The 16,841-nt window shown below is 65.9% G+C and carries 17 protein-coding genes and 1 pseudogene; 1 reads left to right on the forward strand and 17 read right to left on the reverse strand.

Translation table 11 applies throughout. The features are described from left to right. Positions 1–178: 178 nt before the first annotated feature. Both SPOPO_RS36110 and SPOPO_RS33425 read right to left on the reverse strand, forming a co-directional pair. Positions 179–844, reverse strand: a complete 666-nt coding sequence (locus tag SPOPO_RS36110) for a TetR/AcrR family transcriptional regulator (protein WP_156869469.1) — start codon at positions 842–844, stop codon at positions 179–181. 7 nt (positions 845–851) lie between these two features. Next, on the reverse strand, positions 852–1,367 hold the full coding sequence (locus SPOPO_RS33425; RefSeq protein ID WP_084670832.1) for a DoxX family membrane protein: 516 nt from the start codon (positions 1,365–1,367) through the stop codon (positions 852–854). A 239-nt stretch (positions 1,368–1,606) separates the two neighbouring features. Here SPOPO_RS33425 and SPOPO_RS0101605 point away from each other — a divergent pair, with 239 nt between their 5' ends. Further along, complete coding sequence (locus SPOPO_RS0101605) at positions 1,607–2,434, forward strand: FadR/GntR family transcriptional regulator (protein WP_019873034.1); 828 nt, start codon at positions 1,607–1,609, stop codon at positions 2,432–2,434. A 63-nt stretch (positions 2,435–2,497) separates the two neighbouring features. On the opposite strand, the gene SPOPO_RS0101610 is transcribed toward SPOPO_RS0101605, so the two are convergent. The 15 genes and pseudogenes from SPOPO_RS0101610 to SPOPO_RS27005 form a co-directional block, all read right to left on the reverse strand. Then, complete coding sequence (locus tag SPOPO_RS0101610) at positions 2,498–3,664, reverse strand: cytochrome P450 (protein ID WP_245541663.1); 1,167 nt, start codon at positions 3,662–3,664, stop codon at positions 2,498–2,500. Positions 3,665–3,793: 129 nt separating this feature from the next. After that, positions 3,794–4,975, reverse strand: a complete 1,182-nt coding sequence (locus SPOPO_RS0101615) for a thiolase C-terminal domain-containing protein (protein WP_019873036.1) — start codon at positions 4,973–4,975, stop codon at positions 3,794–3,796. Next, on the reverse strand, positions 4,972–5,226 hold the full coding sequence (locus SPOPO_RS35435; protein ID WP_245541664.1) for a Zn-ribbon domain-containing OB-fold protein: 255 nt from the start codon (positions 5,224–5,226) through the stop codon (positions 4,972–4,974). Before SPOPO_RS35435 ends, SPOPO_RS0101615 begins: the two co-directional genes overlap by 4 nt. Positions 5,227–5,235: 9 nt before the next feature. Further along, positions 5,236–5,376, reverse strand: a pseudogene (locus SPOPO_RS36000) (zinc ribbon domain-containing protein); the annotation flags it as partial. Beyond that, positions 5,373–6,155, reverse strand: a complete 783-nt coding sequence (locus SPOPO_RS32160) for an enoyl-CoA hydratase/isomerase family protein (protein ID WP_019873038.1) — start codon at positions 6,153–6,155, stop codon at positions 5,373–5,375. The pseudogene SPOPO_RS36000 and the gene SPOPO_RS32160, both read right to left, overlap by 4 nt. Before the next feature lie 470 nt (positions 6,156–6,625). Next, positions 6,626–7,786: an acyl-CoA dehydrogenase family protein gene (locus SPOPO_RS0101635; protein WP_019873040.1), complete on the reverse strand. Its 1,161-nt coding sequence runs from the start codon at positions 7,784–7,786 to the stop codon at positions 6,626–6,628. Beyond that, complete coding sequence (locus SPOPO_RS33430; protein WP_028984430.1) at positions 7,786–8,199, reverse strand: Zn-ribbon domain-containing OB-fold protein; 414 nt, start codon at positions 8,197–8,199, stop codon at positions 7,786–7,788. The genes SPOPO_RS0101635 and SPOPO_RS33430 overlap by 1 nt, the downstream gene beginning before the upstream one ends. Position 8,200: 1 nt before the next feature. Beyond that, on the reverse strand, positions 8,201–9,358 hold the full coding sequence (locus SPOPO_RS0101645) for an acetyl-CoA acetyltransferase (protein WP_019873042.1): 1,158 nt from the start codon (positions 9,356–9,358) through the stop codon (positions 8,201–8,203). 1 nt (position 9,359) lies between these two features. Beyond that, entirely contained in the window at positions 9,360–10,514 is a 1,155-nt protein-coding gene (locus tag SPOPO_RS27000) for an acyl-CoA dehydrogenase family protein (protein ID WP_019873043.1), read from the reverse strand. Continuing rightward, positions 10,514–11,554, reverse strand: a complete 1,041-nt coding sequence (locus SPOPO_RS0101655) for an acyl-CoA dehydrogenase family protein (protein WP_019873044.1) — start codon at positions 11,552–11,554, stop codon at positions 10,514–10,516. The genes SPOPO_RS27000 and SPOPO_RS0101655 overlap by 1 nt, the downstream gene beginning before the upstream one ends. A 56-nt stretch (positions 11,555–11,610) precedes the next feature. Continuing rightward, entirely contained in the window at positions 11,611–12,444 is an 834-nt protein-coding gene (locus SPOPO_RS0101660) for an amidohydrolase family protein (RefSeq protein ID WP_019873045.1), read from the reverse strand. Further along, a complete protein-coding gene (locus SPOPO_RS0101665; protein ID WP_019873046.1) occupies positions 12,441–13,937 on the reverse strand; it encodes an aldehyde dehydrogenase family protein in 1,497 nt (498 codons plus the stop codon). The genes SPOPO_RS0101660 and SPOPO_RS0101665 overlap by 4 nt, the downstream gene beginning before the upstream one ends. Before the next feature lie 46 nt (positions 13,938–13,983). After that, on the reverse strand, positions 13,984–14,370 hold the full coding sequence (locus SPOPO_RS0101670; RefSeq protein WP_019873047.1) for an SCP2 sterol-binding domain-containing protein: 387 nt from the start codon (positions 14,368–14,370) through the stop codon (positions 13,984–13,986). Between the two features lie 45 nt (positions 14,371–14,415). Further along, on the reverse strand, positions 14,416–15,270 hold the full coding sequence (locus SPOPO_RS0101675) for an enoyl-CoA hydratase/isomerase family protein (protein ID WP_019873048.1): 855 nt from the start codon (positions 15,268–15,270) through the stop codon (positions 14,416–14,418). After that, positions 15,267–16,832 carry a class I adenylate-forming enzyme family protein gene (locus tag SPOPO_RS27005; protein WP_156869470.1) on the reverse strand — a complete coding sequence of 522 codons (1,566 nt, stop codon included), beginning with the start codon at positions 16,830–16,832 and terminating at the stop codon, positions 15,267–15,269. The genes SPOPO_RS0101675 and SPOPO_RS27005 overlap by 4 nt, the downstream gene beginning before the upstream one ends. Between the last annotated feature and the right edge of the window lie 9 nt (positions 16,833–16,841).

Genomic DNA, 16,841 nt, shown 5'->3' on the forward strand with positions numbered 1-16,841 from the left:
GTCGCTGAACGGTCAGGTGACGACTCCACCGTCAGCGACGCCGTCGCTGGTGGATCTCCGACTAGTGGTCCCACGAGTGGCGAACCGGTGGTCCCACGCTGCCGGCGGGCGACAGCCTGGGTGGCGGCCAGCTCGCCGTAAGCGTGTACAGATGATCTCTGTACGAGCGCGAACCCGCTCAACCTGGGGAAGTACGTGAGCACTGACACGGATCTCGCAGCACGAGCCGCAGAGCTACGTCAGCCGTGCTGCGGGCGTCCCCGCCGCCGGACGTCAAGGTCTGCCGGGCGACAGCGATAAGCATGCTGGTGATGAACTGCGCGATCACCCGCGGATCGTCGGCTGGCAGATCGCCACTCTTGATCGCCGCTCTCACGGCCCGAGTCCAAATGCCCTGATAGTCCCGCCATGCTCCGAATCCTCGGCCCGTACTTGCGAGCTCGGCGCCTGAGGCGGCGATTTCGCTATCGACCAGTGCGAGGACGGAACGAGGTCTGCGGCTGGACAAATCGACAAGTATCCGAGCGAGATGTTCCACTCGTTCACGGGAGGTCAAACCCGGCCGCCGGGCGATGGACCTCGCCGCGGTGCACAACTCGTCGGCAGCTCGCTGCAGTACGAGCTCGATCAGGTCTTCTTTCGACGGTATTGCCCGATAAAGCGTGGCTCGGGAGACGTGGAGGTGAGCCGCCGCCGCCTCGATCGACACCGCATCGGGGCCACCTTCTTCGAACAAAAGCTGGCCTGCGTCCGTGAGTTGCTCTCGTCCGACCTCGCGCCGTGGTCTTCCGCGGCGACGTCGTCCGGGTGCGGCTCCGCTAGCAACGCCAGAGGAATCCGTCATGTGCACCTCACGCTTCTCGCGAGGGTCGCCAGCACGCAGCAAGAAGCACGCCCGCCGCTCCGACGCCGAGCCCGCCGGCCAGCGCCGCTCCCACGCCGCCGTCCAACTTCGCGGCGAGCTCAATCCGATCATCTACCGACGCCGAGCCCGGCCCGAGAATTGCGAGGGCGACCGAGGTAGCTCCGAGAACGGCTACGTATTCCCAACCTTGACCTGGTCGGAATACGAAGAAGCCGTTTGTCCGGTGGGCCGTTACCAGTGCCACGGTCATGACGCCCACCACTGCTGCGCACTGCAGCGAGGTCAGCACCCCGAGCAGGAGGCACAGTCCCGCCCCCAGCTCGGTCAGACCGCTGGCCCACGCATGCAAACGAGGCGGCCGAAGACCCATCGACCCGAACCAACGCGCGGTTCCCTCCACCCCTCCCGAGCCGAACAAATGGTTCCAGCCGTGCGCCAACATCACCGCACCGAGGACGAGCCTGAGGATGAATGCGCAGGAGTCAGCCGAGCTCACCCGCATCCCTCCCGAGGGTGACAGCCGTGGACACGAGCGTGACGCGAGGCGGGATGACCCCGGTCCAGGCCCAGGCACCACGTGAATGGAGGACAACGGCGCGCGGCTACGCGATACCGCGTGGATACGTCATACGCCGTAGATACAGCAAACGAGGTACGCTGAATGAAACGATTGCGCCGAGGATGCCCGCGCCGGGTCGGGAATGAACACTCGGCCGCGAGCAAGCTCGGAGGGTCGAATACATGCGCCGCACCGCGTACGACCAGAACGGCGGACAGGCGGCGAACACGTGGACCGCCACGCAAGTCCGTGCACCCAAGACGGCGGAGTTGATCGCTCTTGCGCTTCGCCGTGAGATCGTCCGCGGCGACCTCAAGCGGGGCGAAACCCTTCCTCCCGAACTGCAGCTCATGGGCCAGTTCGGCGTGTCCCGTCCGACCTTGCGCGAGGCTTTTCGGATCTTGGAGACCGAAGGTCTCATCGTGGTTCGCCGCGGTTCCCGCGGCGGCGCGGAGGTGACCTGCCCCGATGTCTCCGTCGCAGCCCGTTACGTAGGAATTCTGCTGCAGATGCAGGGGACCACCATCCAAGACGTGTACCAGGCACGGATGATCACCGAACCTGCAGCAGCGGCCATGGCCGCTCGGAACAGAACACGGGACGATCTGAAAGAGCTGCACGCGTGCGTTGACAAGCTCGCCGACCTGGTGGAGGCCAGCGAGCGCACTGACGTGCCGACGGATCCCACCGTATGGGCCGAAGTGACGTTCAGGTTTCACGACTTGCTGCTGCGGGCGTCGCGCAGTAAGACGTTGGCATTGCAGGGCGCCGTTCTTCAGGACATCGTCGCCACGCATGTGACAATCACCATTACCCGTGGGTTCAGCGAGACGAAGCAAAGCGACCTCTTCCTTCCGACGCTCCGCAGTTACCGGAAGATGCTGAGGCTCTTGGAAGCCAAGGACGACCGCGGCGCTGAGGAGCACTGGCGCGCTCACATGGAGATCGCGGGGCGTCATCTACTCGGTGGCGACTTGAGGAATAAGCGAGTGGTCGAACTGTTCGGCTGAACCATCGGCCCAGCGGTTCGGTCCTCCGGAGTAGGAGTGCGCCGGAGCGTTGATGGGTCCGAGTCACGTCGTGCCTGGAGTGAAGACCAGCGGCAGATGATCCACGCCTCGCACCCCACCGAGGTGGCGCACAATTTGTTCGCCGTCGGGAACGCGGTAGTCCGGCATCCGCCGGTGGATCTCCTCGAACACGATCCGCAATTCCAGTCGCGCCAGGTGCGACCCCAGGCACCGATGCGCGCCGGCGCCGAACGCGAGGTGGTGATTGGGGTGGCGGTCGAGGATCACGGTGTCGGCGTTTTCAAATTGAGTGCTGTCGCGTCCGGTCGCACCGGTGAGCAGCATGACCCGGTCCCCCTCGCGCAATGTGGTGCCGTGCATCTCCACCTCGCGGGTGACGCGTCGCCCCGGGATAATTGGGGACTCCCAGCGCATGAGTTCTTCGATCGCCAGGGGAATCGTGCTCGGGTCGTCGATAAGCTTCTGCCGCTCCTCGGGGTGTTCGGCCAGCCAGGCGATGCCGTTGGATAGGACGCTCTTGGTGGTGTCCAGACCGGCGATCAGCAGTAGGAAGACGATGTCGAGGACCTCGAACTGCGACAGCTTCCGCTCTCCGGCAAAGCTGGCGTCAAGGAGCGCACTCACGAGGTCGTCGCCCCGTTGTTCGGTCCGCGTGTCCACGATCTCGGCAAAGTAGGTATAGAGCGCCAGTCCGGACTCTGCACGACGGGCCATCGAAGCCTCGGGATCGCCGGGCACGCCGCGGATGATGTCGTCGGCCCATTGCAGGAACATCGGGGCGTCTTCCAAGGGCCATCCCATCAGCGATAGGAACGCCCGCGTGGGGAACGGGTTGGCCAACTCCGCGACGAATTCGCACGAACCCTTCTCGATGAAGTCGTCGATCAACTCGGTGACCAACGCTCGCAGCTGGTCCTCCAGGGGGTTGATCCGGCCCGGGCCGAACAGCGGCGCCAGGATGCGCCGGTAGTAGGCATGGTCCGGCGGATCGATCTCCAACGGGATCATCGGCCGGTCCTGGCCCAGGTTCGCCGGGATCCCGTTCGGATGCGACGAGAAGATCTCGGGATTGTCGTAGACGAAACGGATGTCGTCGTAGCGGGAGAGCACCCAGTAGCCGCCGTGCCCTTCGGCCCATCCGAGCGGACATTCCTGGCGGAACTTCCCGTACAACGGGTAGGGATCCTGCGCGTGCTTCGGATCGTCCATATCCCATCGGCGCATAGCCTCGGACACCTCACCGAGCTCGTACGACTGGCGAGACTGAGCGCGATCGTCACGTGAAGGCATCTCTCATCTCCCAGTTGGAATGTGATTTCGCCTGGCGGCCAGAGCAAATCAACGAGTGAGTAGGAGGCATCCGGCCACGGTGCCTCCCCCAATCCCGACGGCAGCGACCTCAGAATCAGGAACCTGCACTCCGAGGCCCTCGCCGCGTAGTTGCCGGATGGCCTCGACGACATAGCCGTAGCCGTGCAAGCGGCCGGCCGAGAGTTGCCCGCCATAGGTGTTCCAGGGAAGCGCTCCGCCCAGGGTCAACGAGCTGCCATCGCCGATGAAGGCACCGGCCTCACCGTGTCCGCAGAAGCCCATCGCTTCGAGCCAGAGCAGCGTGAACACCGTGAAACCGTCGTAAAGCTGAGCGACATCGACGTCCGCGGGCCGCAGGTCGGTCCGGCCCCACATTTGGGCCGCGACATCGTGGGCCGCCATGGTGGTCAGGTCCTCCCACTGCTCCCACAGGGGGCGATGGCGCATCGCCGTCCCCATCGCTTCGATCCGCACCGGCGCCCGAAGATCTGACGTGGTGTCCGCCGATGAGACGACGACCGCGGTGCAGGCGTCGATCGGGATGTCGCAGTCGAACAGGCCCAACGGCGTCGAGATGAGTCGAGCGTTGAGGTAGTCGTCCATCGACAGTGGCTTGGTGAAGATCGCGTCGGGATTCGATGCCGCGTGCATGCGCGCGGTGATCGCAATGGCCCCTAGCTGCTCGCGGGTCGTCCCGTACTCGTGCATGTGGCGGGCGGCGTGAAACGCCGCCCAGTTGGCGGCGGACACGGCCCCCACGGCGAGCAGCATCGACATCGGGCCCTCAACCTCGTTGAGTTTGGCCCCGAGCCCAGCCCGGGGTCCCGCGGCCTGCCCGCTCGACTCCGTGACGGTTCGGAAGACCACTGCGTGACGACACAGTCCGGCGGACACGGCCAACACGGCATGGATGAGGGGCGCGATCTGTGCCGCGCCCTGGGGTGTGCCGTGATGCCACCCGAGTTTCAACCCGAGCGCGTCCTGCACGTCGTACACATCCGGTCCGACGAAACCCGGGGCGAAGTTGAGTGTCATACCCGGGTAGGTGGCGAGGCCGTCGATGTCATCCATCGTGAGGCCGGCGTCTCGAACCGCGGCCTGGATCGCGTCGATGGTGAGCGAAAGCGGCGACTGGGGCAGCTGACGACCGATGGCGGACTGCCCAACGCCCGACAGGACGGCGTCTCGCTCCGGCAGTCGGCGAGTCACGCGGCGTCCAGGACGAAACTCGGAATCGACAGCTCGCCCGGACCGGGTTCGAAACCGACGCCGACCGTTGCTCCGATGTGCACGGCGCCAAGGTCCGGCGCCCGGAGACGACCGACGACGCGAATGCCCGGGACGTCCGGGAACTCGACCAGGACGAGCACGAACGGCACCTCCATACCGGGAAACCACGGGTTCTCATTCACGGTGTAGCTGTAGATCCGCCCCGGTGCGTCGACAACCACGGCTCGCATGTCCCGGCCCTGGCAACGGGCGCACACTCCACGGGCGGGAAACACGTTGTGACCGCATGACGCGCAACGCTCGATCACCAACTCGCCGCGGGCGGCGCCGTCCCAGAAGGGCTGCGTCTCGGGAGTGATGGCCGGGAGGACGCCCTTCATCGGCCGACCCCCGACGTCACCAGCGAGGCCAGGCGCGATCGGACGTCGTCGGACGCGATGCGCATCCCCTGCCGGCTGCTAACGAAATCCAGGTCGTCCTCAAGGAAACGTAACGTTGCGCGGCGGGTGCCCCGCTTGAGGGACGAGAGCGCGCTGCGTGGCGCGGTCGTGAGCGGAGTGATCCACTGACCCACCAACTCCTCCAGCGACTCCGCTTCGGTCACCGCTTCCGCCAGCCCGAGTTCGTACGCACGTGTTCCGTCGATCGACTCTGCGCGGTACAGCATGTTTCGTGCAGTTCCCAGCCCGACCAGAGGGGCCAGCAGTGACATCGCGCCCATGCCGGGCAGCAGTCCGAGCCTGATCCAGGTCTCCTCGAATCTGGCTCCCGGCGTGACAAGTCGGCAGTCGCAGGCCAAGGCGAGATCGCAGCCCGCTCCGAGCGCCGCGCCGTTGACCGCGGCCACAATGGGAACCTCGGCATCAACGATCGCGCGAACAAGTCCCTGAAAGTGGCCATACACCCGGGTTGCGATCGCCTCAGGCGCAAGCTCGGTGAGCTCCGAGATCATGTTCCGGTCCGCACCTGAGCAGAACACCGTTCCCGCCCCCGTGAGCACGACAGCATGATTTACCGGGTCCTGGGCCGCAGACCCGATCGCGGCCGTGAGTTCCTGCACCATGGGGATGGTCAAGGCGTTTCGGCGCTCGGGTGCGTTGAGAGTCAGCGTGACGTACCCGTCGTGCTGGGCCGTGGTCACCTCGGACCGCGTGGTCATCGCCCGCTCCGACGTCGCGTGGCCTGGGCGGAGCCGGCAACCCTTCCGGTGTTCCCGGGCGCGCCGCGCGCTGAGGTCCACAAGTCAGGGGACGCAGGTGCTCCCGCACGTTCGGCCCGGTAGGCGCGGTACTCGCGCACGAACCTCTGGTAGTGGGTGGAGACGACGAGGATCCCACCGATTGCCGTGAGACAGAGTCCGCTGGCGGTCTCCGCCGACATGACCCGCAGTTGGAAGGACGGGTCCGGGTTACCGCTGACACGGAAGTACCCGATGCTCAGGAGCAGGAGGCCGATCCCCACGAGCACCCAGCCGATCATGCCGACGATTCCCAGCGACCTGACGGTGCGTGAGATCGGACCTTCACCTGTCGACGCCTGCTGGGCCGGACCCGACGCCTGCGAATAGTTACTCCTGGGCGGTTTGAACGCCATGTGCTTCTCCCGGTTCGACCAGTCCATCGCTAAGGCTCACGCAATCCGCGTTCTACGCAGCAACTCGCGGGCCACGATGACCCGTTGGATCTCCACGGTTCCTTGGATCATCTCGTAGGCTTTGACGTCCCGATAGATCCGGGAGATGGCGGACTCGTTCACGTATCCGTACGCACCGTGCACCTGCATCGCCTGCGAAGCGGCGCGCACTCCGGCCTGTGATGCGACGAGCTTGGCGGTGGCGGCCATGCAGACAAAATCGCTGTCCGCGGCCGGATCCAGGGAACTGTCCCGCATCGACGCGACGCGATACGTCAGCCACCGCGCGCTCTCGACCTGGGCGTGAACGTCGGCAATCAGCGCTTGCACCGTGGGGAACTTCTTCGCGATCGGCACGCCGCGATGCTCGCGCTGGAGTCCATAGGTCAGGCTGGCGTCCAGCGCTGCCCGTGCCATGCCGACGCACATCGCCGCACCGCGGACCTTCGCTTCGGACTCAACCGCGACGAGGACGGCCATGCCGTCACCGACATCGCCCACCGTGTTGTCCAGCGGCGCGGTGGCCGCCTGCAGCCACACTTCTCCTGTGTCCGCCCCACGAAGGCCAAGAAGGTCGCAGCGTGGGCCGGCCTGGTATCCCGCCTGGTCGGTTTCGACGACGATGGCCGTCAACCGTTCTCCCGTGCGGCAGAACACCACGGCGATGTCGGCGACGCTGGAATGGCTGATGAAGGTCTTGCCCCCGGTGATCACCCACTCGTCGCCGTTCTTCTCGGCGCATGTGGTGATCGCGGTCGGGTCGGAGCCGGTCGCCGGTTCGGTGAATGCCCAGCAGGCCTTGATCTCTCCTCGCACCAGGCGAGGGACGTAACGCTCCTGGAGGCTCCTGCTGCCGTGCGCCATGAGCGCGGAGGCGACCAGCACGTTCATGGCCGGCAGCAGCGCCACCGCAGCGGATCCTCGTGCGAGTTCCTCGATCATCAGAACGAAGTCGAGGAACGAACCGCCGTCACCGTCGACCTCAGGGGGAAAGGCCACGCCAGTGACCCCGAGCTTGCGAATGTCGTGCCACAAATCCGACGGCCAGGTGTTGTTGCTGTCGATGTCGCGTGCGACGGGCACGACACGATCGTCGACGAAGTCGCGAAAGGAGGCGCGCAACTGCTCCTGCTCGGTGGTGAGCGCGACCCCACTCATCAGGGAACCTCGGCCGCGGTCACGAACACTGGGACATCGACGTCGCCGACCCGCTCGTGTGACACCTCAACCCGACTGCCGACAGCCAGGCCGCTGATGTCACCAACGAACCGCGCGAACACGCGGGGACCGCCGTCGAGGTCGACCATGCCCATGGCGTACGGCACCCAGTCGCGGAACGCCGACGACGAGTTCTGGCGGATCACGGTGAACGTGTACACGGTCCCGCCGCCCGCGGTGCTTTCCCACGTGGTTCCGTCCGCATGACAGTAGGGACAGTGCGGACGCGGGTACCAGTGCGCCCGCCCGCATGAGACACACCGCTTGTAGGCGAACTCGCCCCGGGCCGCCGCCTCCCAGAACTCCCGCGATTCGGCATCGACTGCCGGGAGCACTCGCTTCACGTCTGCCACGTCAGGCCTCCACACTCAGGACGACCGCGGAGCACGCCGAGAGTTGCCCACCCGTGCCGTTGCACAGGGCGGTGGTCAACGGCCGTTCGACCTGCCACGGCCCAGCCGTCCGGCGTAGCTGCAGAACCGCTTCGATCAGGAGGAAGATGCCACGCATGCCCGGGTGGTTGGACGACAATCCGCCTCCGTCGGTGTTGGTCGGGAGAGAGCCGTCGTACCCGAGGCGACCGCCGGCGACGAAGTCACCGGCCTCGCCGGGCTTGCACAGGCCGAGTGCCTCCAGCGTCAACAGGACCGTGATGGTGTAGGAGTCGTAGACCTGGAGCAGGTCGATGTCCGCGATCTGAAGGCCGGCCATCTCGAGCGCCCGGTCGGACGCCCGCGCAGCCGGGGCCAGATAGGTCATGTCGTCCATCGCCACGATCGAGTCGTGCGAGAACGCGCTTGCGGCGCCCTTGACGTGGACGGGCGTGGCGGCGAGATCACGAGCTCGCGCCGCGCTGGTGATCACGACCGCGCCGCCGCCGTCGGTCACGACACAGCAATCGAGCATGTGGAGCGGATCCGCGATCAGGCGGGACGACAACACGTCGTCGACGGTGATCGGATCCCGATACATCGCGCCGGGGTTGCGTCCGGCGTTGCGCCGCATCGTCACCGCGACCTCGGCCAGCTGCTCCGAAGTCACGCCGTACTGCGCCATGTAGCGCTGAGCAGCCATGGCGTAGGCGCCGACGACCGTGATGCCATGCGGCGAGTAGTACTGCGCCGGACCGGACGCCGCTACCCGGAGGCCTGTTCCGAGCTTGGATCCGAACTCGGTCCGCTGGGCGCTGCCGTAGACCAGTAACGCCACCTCGCACAGGCCCGCGGAGATCGCGGCGCACGCGTGCTCGACGAAGGACTCCCACGTCCCGCCGCCCAACGACGTCGAGTCGACGTACCTCGGCGAGATCCCCAGATACTCGGGCAGCAGATTGCCGTGCAGAGAGCCCGTGATCGCGCAGCTGAACAGGCCATCGACGTCGGCGAAGGTCAGCCCCGCGTCGCCCAGCGCCGCTGCCGCCGCGTCGTAGTGCAGCCGCAAGCTGGTCTTGCCGGTCTCACGCCCGTACTCGCTGAGACCGACGCCGACGATCGCGCAGGGAGTTCGATTCACGTCACGCCACCGGCAATCTCAGGGCACGGCCCGCGATGATGTTGCGCTGGATCTCGTTGCTCCCGCCGTAGATCGTGGCGATCTGGGCATGGCGGAACGAGTGCTCGAGGTGGCCGCTCACCGGAGCGGACCCATCTGCGCCGGTGAGCAGAGCTGCCGGCCCGACCAGGTCAAGCGCCAGGTGCGAGAGGTCCTTGAAGACGTCGGTGACGAAAAGCTTGAACATCGCGGCCTCGGTATTCGGGATCTCACCCTTCGCGATGATGCAGAAGACGCGGTCGGCCAGCGCCGCGGCCGCCTCAATCTTCGTGTTGACCGCCGAGAGAGCGTGCCGGGTCGCCGACGATTCCAGTCGTCCCGGATCTTCCTGGAGTGCTTCCAACAGGTCGTCGAGCAGACGGCGGGCCTGGCCGACATACCCCCGGATCGAAGCGCGTTCGACGTCGAGGGCGGTCATGACGACGGCCCAGCCGTCGTTCTCAGCACCGACCCGCAGGCGGTCCGGCACGAAGACGTTGTCGTAGAACGTGGCGTTGGTGCGCTCGCCGCCGAAGGTGTCGACCGCTCGGACCTCGAATCCCTCGACGTCGGTCGGCACGAGGAACATCGTGAGCCCGCGGTGCTTGCTCACGGTCGGATCCGTTCGCGCCAACAGGAAAACATAGTCCGCGACGTGCGCGAGAGTGGTGAACATCTTCGCGCCGTTGATCAGGTAACCGCCGTCGACGGGGACCGCCGTCGTCTTGGCAGCAGCGACATCCGAACCGGAATCCGGCTCGGTGTAGCCGAGGGAGATGAGCACCTCTCCCGAGATCACGCGGGGCAGGATCGCCTGCTTCAGCTCTTCGGTTCCCAGCCGCGCGATCGTCAGACCGACCATCTCGGTCACCAACTGGCCGTCGATCGGTGCGCGGCAGTACTGCGCGATCTCCCAGAAGGCGGAGAACTCGGCGGCATCCATGCCGAGCCCGCCGACGTCGGCCGGCCAGGCCGCGCCGATCCACCGCCGTGCCGCGATCGCCTCGTGCAGGCCGGCGTCGTGCAGGGTTCCGTCCTGGTCGACGCGGGCGGTGATCTCGGGGGTGACGTGCGACTCGAAGAACGCCCGGACCTCGGCCGTGAACCCCGAGTCCTGAGCACTATTGCGGAAGTCCATCAGCGTTCCTTCGACGGGGACTGGATACGGAGCGGCAGCGAGTCATCGACCAGATCGGGATCCTTCGCCAGGATCGAGAGCGCCTTCGCGAAACGGAGGAACAGGTGAATGTCGTACTCGAGGGTGAATCCGTAACCGCCGAAGAACTGCAGGCCTTCTTTCGCCGCCAGTTCAGCCGCCTCCGCGCTCTGCAGGAGCGCGAGCGCCGAGTAGTAACGCAGCTGGTCCGCGTCCTGTTCGGCGTCGTACGACGCAGCGCGCAGGACGAGCAGTTCGGCGGCGTCCACGGCAGTGAGCCGGTCGACCATCCGGTGCTGAATCGCCTGGAAGCTGCCGATCGGCCGCCCGAACTGGTGCCTGGTCTGGAGGTGCTCCAGGGTCAGTGCCAGCGCCTGACGCCCCGCGCCCACCAGCTCAGCCGCGCGGAGCAGCCGGAGCTCATGCACGGAGCGGCGGACCAGGGCAGCGGCATCCGGCCGACTCCACAGTACCGGCGCCGCCGCACATTCGACGCGGCCCAACGACAGGCGGCCGACGTTGGCCAGGGGCTGGACCGTCACCTCAGGCGCGCGAAAATCGATCAGCGCCAGTTCCTCACCGATGGCCACGAGAGCGGCGACGGCCACGGAACCACCCCGGGCGTACGGCGCGGGGGCTGTGAGGCGACCGCCGCTGAACGCTCCCCCCGGTGACGCCGTGGCCACCACGACCGGCTCATCGCCGAGCGCGAAGTCGCCGAGGCTGAGGCCGGCCGCGTCCGCCAGCCGGAGAGCCGCGACAGCCTCGGCGTAGGGGATGGGTGCGACACTTCGACCTGCTTCGATCCCGACGAGGGCCGCGTCGAGCAGATTGCCTCCGCCCCCGCCGGGCTCGGATACCGACAGGGTCGCGCCACCCAGGTCCGTGAACTTCTTCCACAAGTCGGCGTCGTGTCCCGACCCCTCGGTCTCCCGCACGCGATTCGGGGTCGCATGCCGGGCGAAGAAGTCCCGGAACGTCTTGACCGTCAGGTCCTGGTAGTCCTCGAGAGAGAGGTCCATGGCAATCTCCAAAGTGGGGCCGTCGCGAGTGCGAGCGGGAGACAAGGTCAACTCACTCAGGCGCGCAGGTCATCGAGGCCGAACGCCGTGATGGCGTTGGACACGAGGAACTTCTCGCGGACCTCGGGCGACAGGCCGAGCGAGTCGACCTGCCCGAGCGGGCGCTGGAAGTCGAGCACTGGCCAGTCACTGGCGTAGATGCACTTGTCCTGACCGAAAGAGGTGAGGAACTTCGTGAACGCCGGCTCGAAGTACTTCGGCAGGCGGGCCGAGGTGTCGATGAAGACGTTCGGGTGCTTCCAAGCCACGTGGATCATCTCGTCCACCCACGGGCTGCCGACGTGCCCGCACACGATTTTCAGCTCGGGGAAGTCGAGCGCGATCTCATCGATCAACAGCGGCTGCCCGGTCCGCGACGGATACAGCGGTCCCGTGCCGCCGACCTGCGTCTGCAGCGCGATGCCCAGTTCCGCGCACTTGGCGTACAGCGGGTAGAAGACGCGATCGGTCGGGTCACGCCAGAGTGCGAACGCCTCCATCTTGAAACCGCACACCGGGTAGTTGCGGACCAAGGCCTCCAAGTCCGCGAGGGCTCGCACGATGGACGTCTGGGTGGGGTCTGTCCACACCACGGCACGCAACCGGTCCGGCCAACGTTCCATTGCCTCCAGCACCAGATGCATGGGCACCATGGGCCCGCCCGAGATCAGCGAGATGTCCACCTGTGCGGCGTCCATCTCCTCCATCATGACCTCGAGCGAAATCCCGTCCTGCAGTCGTGAAGCCTGCCCATACTGCTTGAAAACGTGGAGAGCCCGGTCGGGCAGCCCCTCGACCACCTCTTTGGTCCACGGCTGGATCCAGGCGTCGATGACCTTTGGGCGCGTCATTCCCACTCCATTCCCACGAGTCCGTACGGCCGCTGCTCGAGCTCCTGGTCGAGCACGGTGTAGATGTGCTTGGGTTCGGTGTATTCCAGGGCCGCTTCGGCGGACAGCTCGCGCCCGATCCCGCTCTGCTTGAAGCCACCGAAGGGCCCCTTGGAGGACACCGCTCCGAAGTCGTTCACCCAAACCGTCCCGGCGGAAATCCGCGCCGCGACGTCACGCGCCGCCCGGACGTTGGTGCCCCATACGACTGCCCCAAGTCCGTAGATGCTGTCGTTCGCGATCGCCACCGCATCCGCGACAGTGTCGTAGCGGATGACCGACAGCACCGGCCCGAAGATCTCCTCCTGGGCGACGCGCATGTCGTTGCGGACGTCGACCAGCACGGTGGGCTCGTAGTAGTACCCGCCGCCGAGGCCTTCGACCCGACGGCCGCCCACCAGGATCTTGGCGCCTTCCTCCAACGCGGAGGCGACGAACGCTTCGATCTTCTCCAACTGGGCCCGACTGATCACCGGGCCGATGTCGGAGGCATAGTCGTCCGCCGGCCCAACCTGGATGACCGACGCCCGCTCCCGGAGCAGATCCACGACCTCGTCGTACCGCGCCGACGGCACCAGCATCCGGGTCGTGCACACGCACCCCTGGCCGGCGTGGACCATCGAACCGAACAGCGTCCCTCGCACCACCATCTCGGCGTCGGCATCAGGAAGCATGATGCTCGGCGACTTGCCCCCGAGCTCGAGCGTGACGCGTTTGACGGTGTCCGCCGCCTTGGCCATCACGAGCTTTCCGACCGCCGTACTTCCCGTGAAGGAAATCTTGTTGACATCCGGGTGTTCGACGAGCCGTTCGCCGACCTCGATATCACCATGCACGATGTTCACGACCCCGGGCGGAAAGCCGGCTTCCTCGCACGCCCGCGCCAGTTCACCGGCGGCTCGTGGGGTCAGCGGCGACGGCTTGAGCACAACGGTGTTACCCATCGCCACAGCCGGCGCCAGCTTCCAGATGTTCATGAACAAGGGAAAGTTGTAAGGGGTGAAACCGACGCACACGCCGATCGGCTCCCGATGCACTTCGCTGATGCCGAAGGTCGGTGCGTGGTCGATGGTGTTCCCAGTGGGTCGGAGCAGCAGGGCTTGCTCCGCGAAGTCCTGCAGTTGGCCGATTGGTGTTCCGACCTGCATCATCTCGGTCAGGCGAACTGGGCACCCGGCATCCTCGGTGACCAGCCTGATAAAGATGTCGGTGCGCGCGGACAGTGCCTCCGCCAGCCGGAGCAGGGTGTCGCGCCGTTGCTCCGGACGCAGACGCGGCCACGGGCCATGATCGAAAGCCCGCCGGGCGGCGGCCACTGCCCGGTCTGCGTCCTGGGCGCCGCCGTCCGCGACCTCCGCGATAACGTTGCCGGTCGAAGGATTGCGAACCTCGCGCCATCGGCCGGTGGTTGAGGGGCTCCACTCGCCGTCGATGTACATCAGTTCCTGATGCATGCCACGCACTCCTCCCACGTCAACCGCCGGCGCCCGCAGCGGGCAGTCAGCTGAACTCGATCTTCGTCATCGAGTCGAGGATGTGACTGAACGCCGACATGTTCTTCAACAGGACCGACATCTTCCCCTGCACCTTGAGCTGACCCCGGGTCATCGCGGCGGTCGGACTGGTGCGCTTTTCGAGAACCGCGCGCCACGTCTCGGGATCGCCGGAGATGACGAAATCGGCCGGTTCGGCGTCCGGAGAGGCCAACTCACGAACATCCATGACCTTGCCCGCGTCGAACCGCACCAGGAACGCTTTGTCGACCGGCGCCCGGTACTCGAACACCATGGTGTAGGTGATGTTCTTGCCCTTGTCGGCCCACTCGGGATCCGCGTTGAGCAGCTCCGCCATCGCTTCGTACACCTGCACCGTTCCGAATTGCACCATGTCGTTCCCTTCCCGGATCTGAAGACTCCCCCAAAGCTGGGGGTGTTAGGACGAAGACTTGCCGGCGAAGAACTCGTCGCGGAGGTCGAAGGCCTTGGTGACCCCGTTCTGTGCCCGGGTCCGGACGAAGTTGAACTCGTCCTTCTCGAACCGCAAATTGGTGCCATAGGCGTGGAGCAGAGAGCTACAGATCTCGGACAAACCGAGGCCCATGCTCTCTTCGACCAAGCGGTAGCACTCCTTCGCGATGACAATGCCATCCGCTGGCATGCGCGCAACGGTCGCAGCCAGTTCCTCAGTTGCCGACTCGAGTTCGCTGGGCGCGACAAAACGTGTGAAGCATCCGTGGGGCGCCAACTCATCCGAGAGCGCGATACGCCCCGTGAGAAGAAGATCCTTCGCGAGTACCGGCCCCAACCGGTAGAAGAACAAGTGAAGGTTTCCGAGCACCGGCCCGAGAAAGCGCGTAGCCGGCATCCCGACCTTCGTGCCCTCCGCCACGACCGTCAGGTCACAGCTCATGAGGAACTCAAAGCCACCACCCAGAGCGAAACCTTCGACCTGAGCAATCGTCACTTTGTTGTGGAACAGCAGCTCGTGATACTGACCGAAGGTCTTACGGTCGACGGTGAGACGCCGCCGCTGGCTGGGCCGCCGGTCGTCGCCTGGCGTGTTGTACCACTCGTAGACCTCGTTCATGTCCTGTCCGGACGAGAAGGCACCGCCGTTGCCCTTGAGGATGATGACCTTGATGTCGTCGTCCTCGGCCGCGTCGTTCAGGTACTCGCACATGAGGTCGTACATGTGCATCGTCAGCGCGTTGAGCTTGTCCGGACGATTGAACGTCAGGCGCGCGATGTGTGTCTTGGGGTCCTTGCTGTACAGCACGGGGTCAGTCACGACAGCTCGCTTCCTGAGTCGAACGAGGGAGACGGCAACAGGCGTGTTGCTTCGGCACGCATCACTTTGCCACTGACATTGCGGGGCAGTTCGGGGACCAAGTGAACGGCCCGGGGAGCCTTGTAGTGCGAGAGTTGAGAACGAACGTGCGTGATCAACGTTTGTTCGAGGGCGTCGGTCGCCTCGGCGGCCGCGTCGTTGGTTGGAACGACGAACGCATGGGGCGCCTCGCCGAGGCGATCGTCCGGCAGCCCGGCGACCATTACATCGAGGACGCTCGGATGTTCGCGCAGCGTGTCCTCCACCTCCTCAGGCAGGATCTTGAAGCCGCCGCAGACGATGACATCGGTCCGGCGTCCCACCAGCCAGACGAAACCGTCGTCGTCGAGGTACCCGAGGTCGCCAGTGCGAAGGTAACCCCCCTCGAGGTACTTCTCGTCCGCTGTCCCCGCGAGGTAACCCGTCATGCCGAAGGGTGTGCGCACACACAGCTCACCCACGTCGCCTGCAGGCACGGGCGTCAAGTTCTCATCGATGAACAGCACGGCGACTCCGGGGTGGGGACGGCCGACGGATCCGACCTTCGTCGATCCGAAAGCCTTGAGGTCGGCGGCGTTCCAGCCGATCACCTCGCCCGCAGTCTCGGTCTGACCATACGCGTTCAGGACAGCAATGCCGTAGGCCTCGAAGAACCGACGCGCAACCCTCGCGGGGAGGGGTGCCGAGCCGCTCCTGACGAATCGGAGATCCGCGAGGTCCTCGGCCGGAACCTCCGCATCCAGCACCATCTGGATCATGGTGGGGTTGAGTACCACCGATCGGATCGTCCGTTCCTTGACAATGCGGACGAACGACTCCACCGCGAAACGCGGCATGAGGATGACCTCGCGGCCGTTGCGGAAAGCAAGGAGGACGTTGTATAGGCCGGCCACATGGGCCAGCGGAAACGCCACCAGATTCGGTGCACCCCCGCCGCCTTGTGACGCCCGCGCCCCCAGCATGCGCAGGACAGACTCCAGCGCACCCGTCAGTGCCTCATGCGAGAGCAGCACCGCCTTGGGCGCACCGCTGGTGCCGGAGGTGTGGAGCACCAACGCAGTCCCTGCCGGCGCCGTCGTCGCGTCATCGCTGCGTTCCGCGCGACCATAGGTGGCCCAGGTGCCCGCCGCGATCACGACTGCGTCCGGAAGTACCGCGGCGATGCCCTCCGCGTGATCGGGTGCAGTGATCACCGCCGCCGGATCGAGCACACGCAGAGCCTTGTCGCGGTCCTTCATTCCGAGCGCCGTGTTGACCGGGGCGATCGCGACGCCCGCCGACCAGGCGCCGAGAATGACGGAAACCACCTCCAGCCCGTTCGGCAGGTGAACGGCGACGAGGTCGCCTGGACGAATCCGACACGACTCGAGCCGTTCACGAAACCGCTGGGCGCGCTCCCGAACCTCGCCGCGCGAGAGCGTGACGCCCTCGCAGGTCACGCACGGGCTGTTGGGGTCGATCTCCTCCGCGAGCACGAACGAACTGACGTTGTGCTCCGCATCGGAGCGCATTGACAGACTCACGCCGGCTCC

The sequence above is a fragment of the Sporichthya polymorpha DSM 43042 genome, assembly GCF_000384115.1.
Taxonomy (GTDB): Bacteria; Actinomycetota; Actinomycetes; order Sporichthyales; family Sporichthyaceae; genus Sporichthya; species Sporichthya polymorpha.

Bases quoted from the DNA above. Each gene is read 5' to 3' on its own strand.
- SPOPO_RS36110 (WP_156869469.1), bottom strand. From the start codon at position 844: ATGACGGATTCCTCTGGCGTTGCTAGCGGAGCCGCACCCGGACGACGT.
- SPOPO_RS0101605 (WP_019873034.1), top strand. From the start codon at position 1,607: ATGCGCCGCACCGCGTACGACCAGAACGGCGGACAGGCGGCGAACACG.
- SPOPO_RS0101670 (WP_019873047.1), bottom strand. From the start codon at position 14,370: ATGGTGCAATTCGGAACGGTGCAGGTGTACGAAGCGATGGCGGAGCTG.
- SPOPO_RS32160 (WP_019873038.1), bottom strand. From the start codon at position 6,155: ATGACCACGCGGTCCGAGGTGACCACGGCCCAGCACGACGGGTACGTC.
- SPOPO_RS0101655 (WP_019873044.1), bottom strand. From the start codon at position 11,554: ATGGACCTCTCTCTCGAGGACTACCAGGACCTGACGGTCAAGACGTTC.
- SPOPO_RS0101665 (WP_019873046.1), bottom strand. From the start codon at position 13,937: ATGCATCAGGAACTGATGTACATCGACGGCGAGTGGAGCCCCTCAACC.
- SPOPO_RS0101635 (WP_019873040.1), bottom strand. From the start codon at position 7,786: ATGAGTGGGGTCGCGCTCACCACCGAGCAGGAGCAGTTGCGCGCCTCC.
- SPOPO_RS27000 (WP_019873043.1), bottom strand. From the start codon at position 10,514: ATGGACTTCCGCAATAGTGCTCAGGACTCGGGGTTCACGGCCGAGGTC.
- SPOPO_RS0101610 (WP_245541663.1), bottom strand. From the start codon at position 3,664: ATGGACGATCCGAAGCACGCGCAGGATCCCTACCCGTTGTACGGGAAG.
- SPOPO_RS33425 (WP_084670832.1), bottom strand. From the start codon at position 1,367: ATGCGGGTGAGCTCGGCTGACTCCTGCGCATTCATCCTCAGGCTCGTC.
- SPOPO_RS0101660 (WP_019873045.1), bottom strand. From the start codon at position 12,444: ATGACGCGCCCAAAGGTCATCGACGCCTGGATCCAGCCGTGGACCAAA.
- SPOPO_RS35435 (WP_245541664.1), bottom strand. From the start codon at position 5,226: ATGCGAGCCGTGGTTGTCGACGCACCGGGGCGGATCTACAGCTACACC.